General features: G+C 75.0%; 16 protein-coding genes. 4 read left to right on the top strand and 12 right to left on the bottom strand.

Annotation, left to right across the window (positions count from 1 at the left end):
* Window positions 1–58: 58 nt before the first annotated feature.
* Window positions 59–2,014 (top strand): beta-propeller domain-containing protein, encoded by a 1,956-nt coding sequence (locus tag ACN27C_RS25100; RefSeq protein WP_422748532.1) that lies wholly within the window; start codon window positions 59–61, stop codon window positions 2,012–2,014.
* A gap of 54 nt (window positions 2,015–2,068) precedes the next feature.
* On the opposite strand, the gene ACN27C_RS25095 is transcribed toward ACN27C_RS25100, so the two are convergent.
* The 9 genes from ACN27C_RS25095 to ACN27C_RS25055 form a co-directional block, all read right to left on the bottom strand.
* Window positions 2,069–2,683, bottom strand: a complete 615-nt coding sequence (locus tag ACN27C_RS25095; protein ID WP_121684933.1) for a hypothetical protein — start codon at window positions 2,681–2,683, stop codon at window positions 2,069–2,071.
* Window positions 2,680–4,029 (bottom strand): hypothetical protein, encoded by a 1,350-nt coding sequence (locus ACN27C_RS25090; RefSeq protein WP_422748530.1) that lies wholly within the window; start codon window positions 4,027–4,029, stop codon window positions 2,680–2,682. Before ACN27C_RS25090 ends, ACN27C_RS25095 begins: the two co-directional genes overlap by 4 nt.
* Window positions 4,029–4,823, bottom strand: a complete 795-nt coding sequence (locus ACN27C_RS25085) for an ABC transporter ATP-binding protein (protein ID WP_120570014.1) — start codon at window positions 4,821–4,823, stop codon at window positions 4,029–4,031. Before ACN27C_RS25085 ends, ACN27C_RS25090 begins: the two co-directional genes overlap by 1 nt.
* A 73-nt stretch (window positions 4,824–4,896) precedes the next feature.
* Entirely contained in the window at window positions 4,897–5,709 is an 813-nt protein-coding gene (locus tag ACN27C_RS25080) for a zf-HC2 domain-containing protein (protein ID WP_422748527.1), read from the bottom strand.
* Complete coding sequence (locus tag ACN27C_RS25075) at window positions 5,706–6,290, bottom strand: RNA polymerase sigma factor (RefSeq protein WP_422748525.1); 585 nt, start codon at window positions 6,288–6,290, stop codon at window positions 5,706–5,708. Before ACN27C_RS25075 ends, ACN27C_RS25080 begins: the two co-directional genes overlap by 4 nt.
* Window positions 6,291–6,354: 64 nt before the next feature.
* Window positions 6,355–7,521, bottom strand: a complete 1,167-nt coding sequence (locus ACN27C_RS25070) for an SGNH/GDSL hydrolase family protein (protein ID WP_422748523.1) — start codon at window positions 7,519–7,521, stop codon at window positions 6,355–6,357.
* Window positions 7,522–7,595: 74 nt separating this feature from the next.
* Window positions 7,596–8,435 carry a sugar phosphate isomerase/epimerase family protein gene (locus tag ACN27C_RS25065; protein ID WP_422748521.1) on the bottom strand — a complete coding sequence of 280 codons (840 nt, stop codon included), beginning with the start codon at window positions 8,433–8,435 and terminating at the stop codon, window positions 7,596–7,598.
* Entirely contained in the window at window positions 8,432–9,595 is a 1,164-nt protein-coding gene (locus ACN27C_RS25060) for a dihydrodipicolinate synthase family protein (protein ID WP_422748519.1), read from the bottom strand. The genes ACN27C_RS25065 and ACN27C_RS25060 overlap by 4 nt, the downstream gene beginning before the upstream one ends.
* Window positions 9,592–10,743, bottom strand: coding sequence for a Gfo/Idh/MocA family protein (locus ACN27C_RS25055; RefSeq protein ID WP_422748517.1), 1,152 nt, complete (start codon window positions 10,741–10,743; stop codon window positions 9,592–9,594). Before ACN27C_RS25055 ends, ACN27C_RS25060 begins: the two co-directional genes overlap by 4 nt.
* A 103-nt stretch (window positions 10,744–10,846) precedes the next feature.
* On the opposite strand from ACN27C_RS25055, the gene ACN27C_RS25050 reads away from it, so the two are divergent.
* Both ACN27C_RS25050 and ACN27C_RS25045 read left to right on the top strand, forming a co-directional pair.
* A complete protein-coding gene (locus ACN27C_RS25050) occupies window positions 10,847–11,866 on the top strand; it encodes a LacI family DNA-binding transcriptional regulator (RefSeq protein ID WP_120570007.1) in 1,020 nt (339 codons plus the stop codon).
* A gap of 39 nt (window positions 11,867–11,905) precedes the next feature.
* Window positions 11,906–12,415, top strand: coding sequence for a pyridoxamine 5'-phosphate oxidase family protein (locus tag ACN27C_RS25045; protein WP_091427041.1), 510 nt, complete (start codon window positions 11,906–11,908; stop codon window positions 12,413–12,415).
* A 35-nt stretch (window positions 12,416–12,450) separates the two neighbouring features.
* On the opposite strand, the gene ACN27C_RS25040 is transcribed toward ACN27C_RS25045, so the two are convergent.
* Window positions 12,451–13,071 carry a class I SAM-dependent methyltransferase gene (locus ACN27C_RS25040; RefSeq protein WP_422748514.1) on the bottom strand — a complete coding sequence of 207 codons (621 nt, stop codon included), beginning with the start codon at window positions 13,069–13,071 and terminating at the stop codon, window positions 12,451–12,453.
* 74 nt (window positions 13,072–13,145) lie between these two features.
* Window positions 13,146–14,090 (bottom strand): sugar phosphate isomerase/epimerase family protein, encoded by a 945-nt coding sequence (locus tag ACN27C_RS25035; protein WP_422748512.1) that lies wholly within the window; start codon window positions 14,088–14,090, stop codon window positions 13,146–13,148.
* A 146-nt stretch (window positions 14,091–14,236) separates the two neighbouring features.
* On the opposite strand from ACN27C_RS25035, the gene ACN27C_RS25030 reads away from it, so the two are divergent.
* On the top strand, window positions 14,237–14,650 hold the full coding sequence (locus ACN27C_RS25030; protein WP_358192603.1) for an NUDIX hydrolase: 414 nt from the start codon (window positions 14,237–14,239) through the stop codon (window positions 14,648–14,650).
* On the opposite strand, the gene ACN27C_RS25025 is transcribed toward ACN27C_RS25030, so the two are convergent.
* Window positions 14,647–15,537 carry an arginase family protein gene (locus tag ACN27C_RS25025; protein ID WP_422748510.1) on the bottom strand — a complete coding sequence of 297 codons (891 nt, stop codon included), beginning with the start codon at window positions 15,535–15,537 and terminating at the stop codon, window positions 14,647–14,649. The genes ACN27C_RS25030 and ACN27C_RS25025 overlap by 4 nt on opposite strands.
* Window positions 15,538–15,566: the final 29 nt, after the last annotated feature.

The following is a 15,566-nucleotide window of genomic DNA, read 5'->3' as shown; positions in this document are numbered from 1 at the left end:
ACCGGCGGTTGAGCGGCACGACCGGGAACCGCGCTCGCCGGCGCCACGTCTGACCGGCATGACCCGTCACGGATACCGGACGCTCGGATGCACGCTGACCGTCACGCTGGCTCTCGCCGGCTGCACCGCGTCACCGCCGGCCGCCGACCCGCCACCCACCGGGCGGGTCGCACCGGCCGGCGGGCTGCGGCTGGTGGCGTTCGACGGCTGCGACGAGGCGCTGCGACAGCTCCGCACGGCAGCGAAGGCGGCGGTCGGCCCGTGGGGATTCGGCGCGGACGACCTCCGGCAGTTCAGCGCGGAACGGGCGACGGCGCTCGGCGGCGTCGCCAAGGACGCGAGCGGGGCGTCCGCGGCGGGCTACTCCGGCACCAACGTGCACGAGGCCGGCGTGGACGAACCGGACCTGGTCAAGACCGACGGGAAGCGGATCGTCACGGTCACCCGGGGCGTGCTGTCAGTGGTCGACCCGGCGAGCCGTCGCGTGACCGGCCGGCTGGCGCTCGATCCCGACGCCGAGCGGTTCTCCGGCGGCGAGGCGAGCCTGCTGCTGCACGGCGACCGGGCGCTCGTGCTGCTGCGCGCCGGCCGGACCGTCAAGGGCCCCGTACCGGGCAGGCAGACGCGCCCGGGCACGACCCCGCAGGCCCGGCTGGTCCTGCTGGACCTCGCCGGACCGCCGCGCGTGGTCGGGGAGTACCGGATCGACGGCCTCCTGGTCGACGCCCGGCAGTCCGACGCGACCGCCCGCGTGGTGATCCGGTCCGCGCCACGGCTCGACTTCCCCTACCGCTCCGATCGCAAGACCGACGCCCAGCGGATCGCCGCCAACCGCGCGGTCATCGACAAGGCCACGCTCGACGACTGGCTGCCCCGCTACGAGATCCGCGACGACGTGCGGACCGTCGGCACCGGACGGGTCGGCTGCGACCGGGTCAGCCGGCCGGCGGGCTTCTCCGGCGCGTCGATGGTGACGGTGCTCAGCTTCGACCTGGGCGCGTCCGCGCTCGGCGCCGGTGACCCGGTCACCGTGGCCGCCGACGGCGACACCGTCTACAGCAACGGCGCACGCCTCTACGTCGCCAACGACCAGCGCTGGCGGACGTGGCGTGGCGGGCCGTCCGCGGCACGCGACACCAACACCGAGATCTACCAGTTCGACACCGCGGCGGGCACGCCCCGCTTCGTCGCCGCCGGGTCCGTGCCCGGCTGGCTGATCGACCAGTACGCGCTGTCCGAGTGGGACGGTCACCTGCGCGTGGCGACCACGACGGGTGACACCTGGGGCCGGCGGACCACCTCGCAGTCCGGCGTCTACGTGCTGCGCACCGACGGCGCCACGCTGACCCGGGTCGGCGCGATCACCGGCCTGGGCAAGGGCGAGCGGATCTTCGCGGTGCGGTTCGTCGGCGGCACCGGATACGTGGTCACGTTCCGGCAGACCGACCCGCTGTACGGAGTGGACCTGCGTGACCCGGCCGCGCCCCGGGTCACCGGCGAGTTGAAGATCAACGGGTATTCGTCGTACCTGCACCCGGCCGGCGACGGCCGCCTGATCGGGGTCGGCCAGGACGCGACCGACCAGGGGCGGGTGACGGGCACGCAGGTGTCGCTGTTCGACGTGGCCGACCCGGCCCGGCCGGCGCGGATCGCCCAGCACCTCGTCGCGGGCGGCTGGTCCGAGGCGGAGAACGACCCGCACGCGTTCCTGTACTGGGCGCCGGAGCGCCTGGTGGTGATCCCGGTGCAGCGTCCGGGCGTGGTGACCGACCGGGCCGAGAGCGTCAAGGGCACGCCTTCCGGCGGTGTGCTGGCGCTGCGCGTCGGCGACAAGGGCTTCACCGTGGCCGGTGCGGTCGACCACCCCGGCGTCCTGGCCGACGACGGTAGGGAGTGGAGCCCGATCCGCCGCTCGCTGATGGTCGACGGCGTGCTCTGGACGGTCTCCGACGCCGGCCTCAAGGCGACCGCCCTGTCCGGCATGACCACCCTGGCCTGGGTGCCGCTGACCTGACGCCGACGACCGGGCCTCGCCGCGCCCACGAGTGCGCGACGAGGCCCGGTTCCCTCACTGTTCCAGCGCCGCCTCGGCCGCCGCGACCTGCGGGCCGACCCGCAGCGCGTACGCGACGACGCCGCCGAGGAGGAACGTCGCGGCGGTGGCCGCGGCGATCCGGTTGCCCGGTTCCTGCGCCATCCACAGCGCCGCCTGCCGCCATTGCGGCCCGCCCGGGACGGCCAGGAACGCCCCCAGGGCGGCCCAGGCGGTCGGCACCTGCCAGGCGGCCCGTGCGCCGGCGAGCGCGGCGCCGAGCCCGACCAGCCCGATCAGCCCGGCCGTGTTGCGGGCCAGCGCGGCCGGCGGCCCGAAGTCCGCGCCGAGAACACGGGCGGCGGCCAGCATCCCGACCACCGCCGCGCCGTACGCGAGCAGGTGCCCGGCCCGGCGCGGCGGCCAGGACCACGCGGCGGTCCGCTCCAGCGCCGGGTCGGTGCCGGCGAGCGTCGGCCCGAGCGGCGCAACCGCCAGCGCGGTGGTGAGCACGGCGAGGCCGGCGGGCACCTCGGGGCGGTCGGTGAAGCCGGACCAGGCGGCGGCCATCACCGCGACCGCGACAGCGGATCCGGCCAGGGCGGCGGGTAGCCGGCGGGACCGCACGTACAGCGGCAGCCAGCGGCTCATGGCGCGGCCCGTCCGGTGAGCGCCGGCATCAGGTCCGGCTCGCACCGCGCGGCCGCGTCCCGCAGCGCGGTGACCCGCCGCATCTGCTCCGGCTCGGGCAGCGCGCGCAGTTGCCGCACCCCGGCCCGGATCTCCTCCTGCTGCTCGTCGGCGTACCGGTATCCGGTCCAGGAGTCCCACAGCCGTACGGTCTCGGTGTCCAGCAGCCAGGCCGCGACGATCGCCGGGGCGATGTCGTCGCCGCTGCGGCCGCAGCCGGACCACATGGTGCCGCCGCCCAGGGCGATGCGCTCGGCCACGTCCGCGGCCCGGCCGGTGCCCGGGTCGACCTCGAGGAGGAACTGGACGGTGCCGGGTGCGGGCCGGGGCCGGTGCCACTGCTCGCTGTCGTTGCTGCCGATGGTGTCCAGCCGCAACTCCACCGCGCGGGTCGGTGCGTCCGGCAGCTTCGCCAGCGCGCGCAGCCCTCGGCGGGCCTCGGTGGTGACCTCGGGCAGCAGGTGCGCGTTGACGGCGGTGACGCACACCTGCGGCGCGCCGTCGGCGCAGACGTAGCGGCGCGCTCCCGGGTCGAGCTGCCAGATCCCGGCCGGGCCGGGCACGCCGATCAGCACGAGACCCGCCACGCCGCCGGCCAGGCCCGCGAGCGCGCCGGCCCGGGTCAGCCACGACCCGCCCGCCGCCAGGAGCAGGCCGGCGAGCACCAGCCCGGCCCCCAGCGCCAGCCGGCTCAGCAGCAGCCGGTCCGACAGCGTCTCCCAGGGCGTGTCCGGCGGCCAGTTGATCATGAGGGACACGTTCGACATCTTGCTGTCCGCACCCGCGAGCATGGACACGCCCTCCTGCGCGACCAGCGCGGCGGCGGCCAGCAGCGGGGGCAGCAGCGGTGAGGACCACAGGCGCCCGACGGCCGTGCCGCACCAGGCCGCGCCGACGAGCACCAGCACGTCGACCAGGGGCCCGGCGAGCCCCCGTACGCCGACGTAGGCGCCGCCGGTGGCGACCAGCGCCGCACCGCCGGCGAGCACGAGCAGGTGCGCGGCCGCGACGGCGACGCCGAGCGCGGTCATCGCCGGCAGCGTGCGCTGCCAGCGGGGCCGGCCGGTGCTGTTCATCAGCTCGTCGGCGCGGGTGCGCCGGTCCCGGCGGCCGAGCACGGCGCCGCCGGCCAGCGCCAGGGGCATCAGGAGGAACATGGCCGAGGAGTGCACGTAGCCCAGCCGCAGCCACTGTCCCTGCCAGAAGCTGTACATGCTGGCGACGCCGAGGATCCCGATGACGAGGAGCAGCACCGCCACGGCGGGCGCGTTCGAGCGGCGCAGTTCGAGACGGACCTGTCGGATCATCACGCGCCCCGGTGCTGCTGGAGGAGGTACGAGTAGCCGCGCTCGGCGGCGCTGTCGCCGACGCCGCCGGTCTCGCCGTGGCGGACCAGGTCGGCGGGCAGGCCCTGGAACACGCGGGCGCCGTCGTCCATCAGGATGACGTCGGAGCAGGCCGCCACCACGTCCTCCACCAGGTGGGTCGAGACCAGCACGCACGCGTCCGCGCCGAGTTCGCGGATCAGCTCGCGGAACTGGACCCGCTGCTCCGGGTCCAGGCCGACGGTCGGTTCGTCGAGCAGCAGCAGCTCCGGTTCGTTCACGATCGCCTGGGCGATGCCGGCCCGGCGCAGCATGCCGCCGGACAGCGACTTGAGCTTGGCGTCGGCCCGGTCGGTGAGGCGTACCCGGTCGATTGCCCGCTGGGCGGCGCCCGGCACCGCCGAGGCGGGCATCTCCCGCAGCCAGGCCACGTACTCGACGTACTCCCGGACGGTGAATCGGGGGTAGTAGCCGAACTGCTGCGGCAGGTAGCCGAGGCGGCGGCGCACCGGGCGCAGCTCACGGGTCGTGGCGGCGTCCGCGCCGAGCAGCCGCAGCACGCCGGCGTGCGGCTTGACCACAGTGGCGAGCGCGCGCATCAGCGTGCTCTTGCCGGCGCCGTTCGGGCCGAGCAGCCCGTGCACGCCGGTGCCGAGCGTCAGGCCGAGGTTGTCGACTGCGAGGTGCCGCCCGGCCTTCACCGACAGTCCCACCGCCTCGATCCGCCAGGCGTGCCGGGTCGGCGCCACCTCGTCGGCGCTCACTGCGCGTACCAATGTCGTCTCCTTCTCGGGGCAGGGTGGTCCGCGGCGCCGTCGGGGCGCCGTGGCGTGGTTCGGGGGGCCGGCGTCAGCCGGCGGGCCGCCGCAGGTGTTCGGCGCGCAGCGCGGTCAGCAGAGTGAACACGACGGCGGCCGCCGCCCAGGCGGGCATGGTGGCGGGCCGGAGCAGGGCGTCGGTCGCGGCGGCGGCGCGGGCCGCGTCGGCGCCGCCGATGACCGACACGGCCGCGACCGCCGCGAGCCAGCCGCCGCCGAGGACGGCGGCCGCGAGCGGCACGCCGACGCGGCTGCCGAGCAGCAGCGTCGCCGCGGTGAACGTCAGGCAGGGCAGCAGCCACAGCGCGGGGTTGCGGCCGACCGCCAGCCCGGCCACCGCGAGCACCGGCGCCACCAGGAGCAGAACCGCGAGGGTACGGCGCAGCAGCAGTTCCAGCCCGGCGCGGGCGGTGCCGGCGACCACCTCCCAGTTCGGGTTGGCGCGTCGCGACCAGGCCACCGCGAGCCCGGCCAGCGGCGCCACCGGCGCCAGCAGCAGCACCGCCGACGGCTGGTCCGGGTAGTTGCGGTCCAGCAGCACCGCGGCGAGGATCGCCGTGCAGGTCATGGCCGCCCAGGCCAGCAGCGACCAGTCGGTCCAGCGCAGCCACCACCGCCGCAGCGGACGCCGGCGCACCGGCCGTGGCCCGGTGCGGGCCTGTTCCAGGATCGCCTCCCGGGTGTCGCCGAGCAGGGCCCGCAGCGGCGGGGCGGCCAGCTCGCCGAGCCGGTCCCGGCACTCGGCGCAGCCCTCCAGGTGCACCTCGATGGTCCAGGCGGCGGCGTCGTCGGGGCTGCCCGCAGCGTACGCGGCCAGGGCCGAGGGGGGAACGTGAGCGGTCATGCCAGCGCCTCCCGTAGCGCGTTGCGGGCACGCCGCGCCCGGCTCTTCACGGTGCCTTCCGGCACCCCCAGCAGGACGGAGGTCTCCCGGACGGTCAGCCCGTCCAGGACCATCGCGGCGAGCACCGCCCGCAGCTCCGGTGCGAGGGCGTCCAGCGCGGCGCCCACCTCCGAGCCGAACGACCCGGCGAGCGCCTCGTCCTCGGCGGCCGGCGCGCTGCGTACCGGCAGCACGTCGGTCGGCACCTCCTGCACCCGGGCGCGGCGGCGCAGCGCGTCGACCAGGCGCCGGGCCGCGATGGTCCAGATCCAGCCGGCGGCGGAGCCACCCGGCGCGTCCGCGCCGCCTGCGGGACGGAGCCCGCTGAACGAGCCGGCGGCCCGCCACACCGTCAGGTACGTGTCCTGGAGGACCTCGGCGACGATGCCGTCGTCGGCGCACCGCCGCCGCAGCCGGATGGCGAGCCACGGCGACGTACGCCGGTACAGCTCGTCGAACGCGTCCAGGTCGGCGCGCGCGACCCGCCGCAGCAGCCGCTCCTCGTCCTGTTGGCTTCCTCCCACGCCTAGATGGTCGTTCACGGCACCTCTCACGGATCACGGCGCGGCGTGACCTGGATCACACCGCGCCGTGGGCAGGCGTCCGTCACTCCGGTGCGGCGAACGGTCCCTTCGGTCCGAACGCCAGCGCGGCGAACCGCTCGCCGATGCGGCGGTCGGCGGCCGGGTCGGGGTGCAGCTCGTCGGGCAGCGGCAGTTCGGCGTAGTCGGCCTCGCCGTACAGTTCCAGCCCGTCGAGGTAGTGCAGGTTCGGGTCCGCCGCGGACCGGGACGCCACGATCCGGGCCAGTTCGGCGCGGATGACGCGCAGCGTGAGCCGGCCGGTGGCCACCTCGGCCGGGTCGCCGGTGGCCCGGAACCGCACCCGCCCGTCGACGAACTCGACCGCGCCCGGACCGGGCGTGTCCTCCTGGATCGGGCACAGGATCGACGACACGACCAGCAGCGGGGTGTCCGGGTGCCCCTCCCGGACGGTGTCCAGGAAGCCGTGCACAGCGGGGCCGAACGCGCGCAGCCGCATCAGGTCGGCGTTCACCACGTTGATGCCGATCTTGACGCTGATCAGGTCGGCCGGGGTGTCCCGCATCGCGCGGGCGGTGAACGGGTCGAGCAGTGCGCTGCCGCTGAACCCGAGGTTGACCAGCTCCACGCCGGCGAGCGTGGCGGCGATCACCGGCCAGGTGCCGGTGGGGCTCTCCGCGTCCGAGCCGTGGCTGATCGAGCTGCCGTGGTGCAGCCACACCCGGCGGCCACCCGTGTCGGCCGGCTCGACCGGCGCGTCCGTGCGCAGCGCGACCAGCTCGGTGATCTCCCGGTGCGGCAGCCAGATCACCACCTCCTTGTCGGTGGCGGGCAGGTCGGTGAAGCGCACTGTGCCGACCGGACCCGCCTCGACGCCGGACGTGCCGGTGGCGAGGTCGATGGTCAGCACCTTGCCGCCGCCGGCGGTGGCCTGACCGGCGAGGCGGCCGTCGACGACCAGGTCGTAGCGGCCGTCGGGACGCGGCCCGGTGCCCCGGTAGACCATCTTCGTGGGCAGCACGTCCAGCTCGACTGTGGTGGCGCGGGTACGGAACACCAGCCGTACGCCCGAGGGCATCGCCTCCGCCGTCATCAGCTGCGGGTCGACGTTCTGCGCCCGGGCCCACGCGGGCAGCCGGTGCGGCAGCACCCCGTCCGCTGTCTGTTCCAGGTCGAGCGCGCCGCGCAGCAGGTCGGTGGTGATCGGGGTGGTGAGGTGCGGGGATGCCATGATCCCGATCCTGCCCCCGGAGCCGGGGGAGCGGCCACCTGATTTATCCGACAGGCCGGACTCGTCACGCCGGGTCAGTCGGCGAGCACCCGATCCACGTACCGGGCGGCCATGGTGGCGAGTACCCGCTCCGGGTCGGTGTCCCACACCTCGGCGTTGAAGATCTCCACCTCGACGTCGCCTGAGTACCCGGCGGCCTCCACCGCGCGGCGCAGCGGCGGGAAGTCGATGTGCCCGTCGCCCATCATGCCGCGCCCGAGCAGCACGTCGGCCGGCAGCGGGGTGAGGAAGTCGCACACCTGGAAGCTCGCGATCCGCGTTCCGGCGCGGGCGATCTGCCGCCACACGTCCGGATCCCACCAGACGTGGAACGTGTCCACCACGACGCCGACCTGCTCGGCCGGGAACGCCTCGGCCAGGTCGAGCGCCTGCCCGAGCGTGGACAGCACCGCCCGGTCGGCGCAGTACATCGGGTGCAGCGGCTCCAGCGCGAGGCGTACCCCACGCTCGGCGGCGTACGGCGCCAGCTCGGCCAGCGCGTCGGCGACCCGCCGCCGGGCACCCGCCAGGTCGCGGGAGCCGGGCGGCAGGCCGCCGACGACCAGCACCAGGCAGGCGGCACGCAGCGCGGCGGCCTCGTCGATGGCGCGCCGGTTGTCCGCCAGGGCCTCGATCCGTCCGGCCTCGTCGGCGGCGGTGAGGAACCCGCCCCGGCACAGCGACGACACTCGCAGCCCGGCGTCCGCGACGAGCCGCGCGGCGGCCGGTACGCCGATCTCGGCCACCGGCTCGCGCCACAGCCCGATCGCCGGGATGCCGGCGCGTACACAACCGTCGACCGCCTGCGCCACCGACCAGCGTTGCGTGGTGCGCTGGTTGAGCGACAGCCGCGCCAGCCGCGGGTCGGCGGTCATCCGGCCACGCCCGCGACGTCGAGGTACGCGCGCATCCGCCGCGCCGCCAGCTCCGGGTCGCGCAGCAGCCCGGCGGCGTCGGCCAGCCGGAACGCCTCGACCAGGTGCGGGACGCTCCGTGCGCCGTGCAGGCCGCCGACCATGGTGAAGCCGGGCTGCCGCCCGTTCAGCCAGGACAGGAACGCGATGCCGGTCTTGTAGTACGGCGTGGGCGGGGCGAACAGGTGCCGGGACAGCGGCACCGTCGGGTCGAGGACGGCGCGGAACCCGGCCGGGTCGTCCGCGTCGAGCCGTGCCAGCGCGGCCGACGCGGCCGGGGCGATCGCCGCGAACGCGCCGAGCAGGGCGTGGCTGAACCGCTTCCCGTCGCCCTCGATCAGCTCCGGGTAGTGGTAGTCGTCGCCGGTGTAGACCTTCACGGCCGGCGGCAGCAGCTCCCGCAGCCGCACCTCCCGGCCCGCGTCGAGCAGCGACACCTTCACGCCGTCGACCAGGTCGGCGTGGGCGTGCACCAGCGCCGCGAACGTCGCGGTGGCCTCGTCCAGGTCGGTCGAGCCCCAGTAGCCGGTCAGCGCCGGGTCGAACATGTCGCCGAGCCAGTGCAGCACCACCGGCGCCCCGGCCTTCCGCAGCACCCGTTCGTAGACGCGCAGGTAGTCCTCCGGGCCGGTGGCGAGCGCGGCGAGGTGCCGGCTGGCCATCAGCACCGGCGTGGCACCGCACTCCTGGACCACGGCGACCTGCTCGGCGTACGCGGCGACCACCTCGTCGAGCGTGGCGGGCGTGCCGGTGAGCTGGTCGGTGCCGGCCCCGGCGACGATGCGCCCGCCGCAGGCGGCGGCCTCGGCGGCGCTGCGCCGGATCAGCTCGCGGGTGGCCGCCCAGTCCAGCCCCATCCCGCGCTGCGCCGTGTCCATCGCCTCGGCCACACCCAGGCCCCACGACCACAGGTCGCGCCGCACCGCGAGCGTCGCGTCCCAGTCCAGGCGCGCCGGGCGGCCGGGGGAGTTGTCGGCGTACGGGTCGGCGACGACGTGCGCCGCCGCGTACGCGATCCGGCTGGCCGGCGGCGCGGACGGCCGGTGCCAGGCGGGCGGTTCCCGCAGCGTCAGCTTCTCGGTGCCGCCGCCCGGAACCGGCAGCGTGATCCGCGTGCTCACCGGGGGATCTCCTCGATCGGCACCCGCCGCCCCTCCCGCGCCGAGCGCAGCCCGGCCTCGGCCAGTTGCACGCCCCGGGCGCCGGCGAGGAAGTCCCACGGGAACGGTTCGTCGTCGACGACGTGCCGCAGGAACGCCTCCCACTGCACCTTGAACGCGTTGTCGTGCTCGCCGTTGTCCGGCACGGTCTGCCACTGCGCGCGGAACGGCTCGGTGGCCGGCAGGTCGGGGTTCCACACCGGCATCGGGGTGGCGCCCCGGTGCTGGATGCGGCAGTCGCGCAGCCCGGCGACAGCGCTGCCGTGCGTGCCGTCGACCTGGAACTCGACCAGCTCGTCCCGGTGCACGCGGACCGCCCAGGAGGAGTTGACCTGCGCGACGATGCCGCCGGCCAGCTCGAAGATGCCGTACGCGGCGTCGTCGGCGGTGGCCCGGTAGCGGGAGCCGGTCTCGTCGACGCGCTCGGGGATGTGCGTGGCGGTGACGGCGGTGACGGCGGTGACCGGGGCGATGATCTGCTCCAGCACGTAGTGCCAGTGCGGGAACATGTCCAGCGTGATGCCGCCGCCGTCCTCGGCGCGGTAGTTCCAGCTCGGACGCTGCGCGGCCTGCCAGTCGCCTTCGAACACCCAGTAGCCGAACTCGCCGCGCACCGACAGGATCCGGCCGAAGAAGCCGCCGTCCACGAGCCGCTTGAGCTTGCGCAGGCCGGGCAGGAACAACTTGTCCTGCACGACGCCGTTGCGGACGCCCCTGGCGGCGGCGAGCCGGGCCAGCTCCAGCGAGGCGAGGAACCCCTCGGCGAGCGGCTTCTCGGTGTAGACGTGCTTGCCGGCCTCGATCGCCGCGCGGATCGCCTTCTGCCGCGCGGTGGTCACCTGCGCGTCGAAGTAGATCCGGTGGGCGTCGTCGGCGAGCGCCGCGTCCAGGTCGGTGGTGTACGCCGACAGCCCGTGCCGCTCGGCGATCTCGGCGAGCCGGTTCTCGTCGCGGCCGACCAGGGTCAGCTCGGGCCAGATGCGGCTGCCGTCGCGGGCCGGTACGCCGCCCTGTTCGCGGATGGCGAGCAGGGACCGGACGAGGTGCTGCCGGTAGCCCATCCGGCCGGTGACGCCGTTGAGGATGATGCCGACGGACGTGCGTTCCACTGGGCCTCCCCGCAGGTGAATGCGCTTTCAGTAAGCGCTTTCAGGGTGCTACCGTAGCCACGCCGGAACACCGGGTCAAGACGTTCCGCAGGGAGACGCATCGATGTCGCACGTGACGCTGGAAGACGTGGCCAGGGCGGCCGACGTATCCCTGGCCACCGCCTCCCGGGCGCTCAACGGGCGGCGCGTCACCCCGCACCTGCACGACCGCGTCCTGGCCGCCGCCGCGCGCCTCGCGTACACCCCGAACGCCCACGCCCGCGCGCTGGCCGGCGCGTCCCGCCGCAGCGTCGGCGTCGTCTGCCACGACGTCACCGACCCCTACTTCGCCGCCGTCGCCGGCGGCGTCATGCGCGTCGCCGCCGACAACGACCTGCTGGTCATGCTCGCCAGCACGTTCCGCGACCCGGAACGCGAGATCGCGTACGTGTCGATGCTGCGCGCCGAACGCGCACCGGCGATCCTGCTCATCGGCTCCGGATTCGAGGACCCCCGCTGGGAGCGGGCCATGGCCGCCGAGCTGGCGCCCTACCTCGACGGCGGCGGCCGGGTCGCGGTGGTCAGCCGGCACCGCACCCTGAAGGTCGACAGTGTCCTGCCGGAGAACCGGGCCGGCGCCGCCGAGCTGGCCCGCGCGCTGCTCGGCCTGGGGCACCGCCGCTTCGCGGTGCTCTCCGGCCCGCCCGAGCTGACCACAGTCGCCGACCGGCTCGGCGGTTTCCGCGACGAGCTGACCGCCGCCGGCGTGACGCTCGACCCGGGCGCGGTGGCCGAGGCGGCGTTCACCCGCGACGGCGGCTACCGGGCGATGACCGAGCTGCTCGACCGCGGGCTCGACGCCACCTGCGTGTTCGCGTGCACCGACGTGATGGCCGTCGGCGCGTACGCGGCGCTGCGCGACCGCGGGCTGTCGGTGCCCGGCGACGTCTCGGTCGCCGGCTTCGACGACATCCCGGTCGTGCGTGACCTCACCCCGCCGCTGACCACAGTGGCGCTGCCGCTGCACCGCCTCGGCGAGGAGGCGATGAAGCTGGCCCTGACCGAGAACACCGCTCGCCGCCGCCGGATCGTGCGGCTGCCCGGCGAGGTGGTGCTGCGGGCCAGCACGGCCCCGGTCGCCTGAGCCCGGCCGGTAGGGTGCCGTCATGATCGAGGACGCCACGTGCCGCTGACGAACCCCTGGCTGACCGGACCGACGCCGACGCGGAAGCTGGACCGGGACCGACTCGCCGAACGCATCCTCAACCTGCTGTCGTCGCAGAACATGTGCGTGCTCGCCACCGCCGGGCCGGACGGGCCGCTGGCCACGCCGGTGCGCTACTACCCGCTCGACTTCACGCTCATGTTCACCGCCGCGCCGCGCTCACCGAAGATGCGCAACATCGCCGCCGACCCGCGCGTGTCGGTCGGCGTCTTCGCGCCGCTGGTCGGCCTGGCCAGCAGCCGCGGCGCGCAGGTGTTCGGCACCGCCCGGGTGCTCGGCCCGGAGCACCCCGACCGGGCCCGCCACTGGGCCGCGTTCCGCTGGGAGAACGAACACGCCGAGCGGGGCCGGTCGCTGTCCGAGCCGCCCGAGGACCCCCTTGTCGTGATCGAGGCCGACCGGATCGTCTACACCGAACACTGGCTGCGCCGCGAGGGCTACGCCCCACGCCAGCATTGGCGTCGCTGACGCCGCTCACCGTTCGCCGGTTCCACCCAGGCGCGCTAGGGACCGGCGGGGGAACGGGTGGCGCGCAGCAGATTGCCGGCCAGGCGCAGGTCCGCGCCGCCGACCCGGGCGAGCACGTCGATCCGTTCGACAGTGACGTGCGTCCAGTCCGGCTCGGGGAAGGCCCCGCGCAGGGCGTCGGCGTCCAGGCCCCAGCCCTCGCCCGCGTCCGGCGACACCGCCAGCACGAACACCGCACCGCCGGGCGCGGTCAGCCGTGGCAGCAGCGCCAGGTAGTCGCCTACGGCGGCGCCCCGCCGGTCCAGCGAGTGCAGCAGACCGGAGTCGAACACCGAGTCGTACGGCACCGGCGGCACCGGGATCGCCGTCGCGTCGCACACCTCGAAGGTCACCGGCAGGCCCGCCGCTGACGCCTTGGCCCGGGCCTGGTCGATCGCCGCCGGCGAGATGTCGACACCCGTCACGTCGTGTCCGCGGCGGGCCAGCGCGAGCGCCAGCTCACCGGTGCCGCAGCCGACGTCGAGCACGCGCGGGCCGCGTACCCCGGTGTCGAGGACCTCGGCGAGCGCCGGCTGTGGCCCGCCGATCTCCCACGGCGGCCGGTCGGCGTCGCGGTAGAGGCGGTCGTAGTGGACGTCGTCCGGCTCGTCGGTCATCGCGTACCCCCTCGGTCGGTGCCGGCCCGCCCCCGAGCGTGTCACGTCCGGCGGCGGCCGGTGCCCCGCCGGGGTCAGAACCTCAGGCGGCGCAGGTAGCGGTAGCCGACGGCGGCGGTCTGCTGCGGCGTCACATCCGGGGTGTCGTTCTCCACGATGTACTCCATGACCTGGTGCCCCCGGAAGATCCGCGCGAAGTCGATCATCCCGGTGCCCAGGTCGGCCATGTCGCCGGTGGCCGGGTCGCGGTCCTTGACGTGGTACTGCAACACCCGCTGCGGCGCCGAGCGGATCACGTCGAGCGTGAAGCCCTCCGGGTCGTCGACGCCCTCACCGGAGTTGATGCCGCCGGTGATTGCCCAGTAGATGTCGATCTCCAGGTGCACCAGGCGCGGGTCGAGTTCCTCGGTCAGCACGTCCCACGGCCGCCGGCCGTTGCCGAAGTCGGTGGTGAACTCGTGCGCGTGGTTGTGGTAGCCGTACCGCAGGCCCGCCTTGCGCGCGGCGGCGGCCTCGACGTTCATCTGCTCCGCCCAGCGCTTCCAGTCGTCCTCGCGGTCGGAGTTCAGGTACGGCACCACCATGAACCGCTGGCCCAGCGTCCGGGCGTTCGCGATCTTCTCCTCCAGCGCGGCGGAGTCGGCGGCGATGCCGTCGTGGCTGGAACTGGCCTTGATGCCGATGCCGTCCAGGAAGCGGCGCAGCTCCCGCGCGGTACGGCCGAAGTAGCCGAGTGCCAGCTCGACCCGCGGGTAGCCGATCCGGGCCAGGTGCGCCAGCGTCGCGTCGTAGCCGGGAGAGCCGTTCAGCGCGTCGCGGACGGTCCAGAGCTGGAGGCTGATCAGCTCCTTCGGCACCGGGCGCCGGCCGTGGTGGTGACCGCCGCCGGCTTGGGCGGCCGTCCCGCCGAGCCCGGCGGCGAGCCCGATCCCGGCCAGCGCCGCCAGGGAGCCGCGCAGCAGGTCGCGCCGGTCCAGCGACTGCCGCAGCGCGGCGTGTCCGTCGAATCCGTAGCACATGGTCGCACTCCTTCGTCGCCTGTGACCGACGCTACAAAAGGCATGTCGATATGTCTATGGCTTTCGGTGCCCTGAGTCGAACTTTCGATCGGCGCGGCGGAAAGTCGAGGCTGCGCGTTGCCGGTGCCGCGTGGCAGGCTCGGGACGTGGCCGCATACGACGTCGCTCTCGTCCTGCTCGTCGACCCGACCGGCGCGATCCTCATGCAGCATCGCGACGGCAACGCGCCCGTCTCGCCGTACCAGTGGAGCCTGCCCGGCGGCAGCATCGAGCCCGGCGAGACCCCGGAGCAGGCCGCCCGCCGCGAGCTGCGCGAGGAGACCGGGCTGACCGCCGGTGAGCTGCACCTGCTGTGGAGCGGCCCCCGCCCGCACGAGGAAGGCTTCGCGCACACCGTCACCGTGTACGTCTTCCGTGGCGCCACCGACGCCCGGCAGGAGGACGTGGTGCTCGGCGAGGGACAAGCGATGGTGTTCGTGCCCCGCGACCAGGTGCTCGACCGGGATCTGGCGGTCAGCGCGGCGAAGGTGCTGCCGCTGCACCTCGCGGAAACCGCCTAGCGCCCGGTCAACGCCCCGGCCAGCACGCCGGCGAACCGGGGGAGCAGCTCGTCGTCGGGCAGATGATCCGGGTTGATCTCGGTGACGGACAGCCCGGCGAACCGCGGGCTCGCCACCAGCTCGGCCAGCGTCGCCGCCGCCTCGTCGAGCCTGAGCCCGAACGGCTCCGGCACGTCCGCCAGCGGCGCGTCCACGAAACTCAGCACGTCCACGTCGAAGTGCACCACGAACCGATCGGCCGCGCCCTCGGCCACCGACCGGGCCCGGCGCGCCGCCGCCCGCGCGTCGGCGTGCACCTCCTCGGCCGGCACGTACGCGAGCCCCAGCTCCGCCACCAGCTCCCGCTCGTGGTCACCCCGGGGCAGCGAGTCCCCGTACACCACCACGCGCTCCGGCGACAGCAGCGGCACCGCCGGCCCGACACCCGCCACCTCGGGCAGCGTCCCCGGCAACCCGAGCATGTGCGCCAGCCCCATGGCGTCCAGGTTGCCGTTCGCGCGGGTCTCCGGTGTGTAGAGATCCGGACCGCCGTCCACGTACACCAGCGCGGGTGACAGCCCGGCCCGCGCGCAACCGGCGACCAGGCCGACAGTGACTGTGCAGTCGCCGCCGAGGACCAGCGGCGCGCGTCTCCGGCCCAGCGCCGCCGCGACCCGGTCGGCCACCGCCGAGGCGACGGCGGCCACTGCGCCCGCGTTCTGACCCCTCGGGTACGCCGGATCCGGCCGCCACCGGAAGCCCGGCACGTCACCGGCGTCCTCGACGTCGGCGCCCAGCAGGTCGAGCAGACCGGCGGCGCGCAGGGCGGCGGGTGCCCGCTCGATCCCGGGGGTGTGGGCGCCGGCGCTCGACGGCGCCCCGACGACCGTCCACTGACGATGATCCATCGCCCCACCCTAACCGCGGCCGGGGCGCA

Origin of the sequence: Micromonospora sp. WMMD1219 (genome assembly GCF_049315215.1) — a bacterium.
In the GTDB taxonomy this organism is placed as follows: Bacteria; Actinomycetota; Actinomycetes; order Mycobacteriales; family Micromonosporaceae; genus Micromonospora; species Micromonospora tulbaghiae.
The sequence above is the reverse complement of the archived record's forward strand: the minus strand, read 5'-3'. Positions and strand labels throughout refer to the sequence as shown.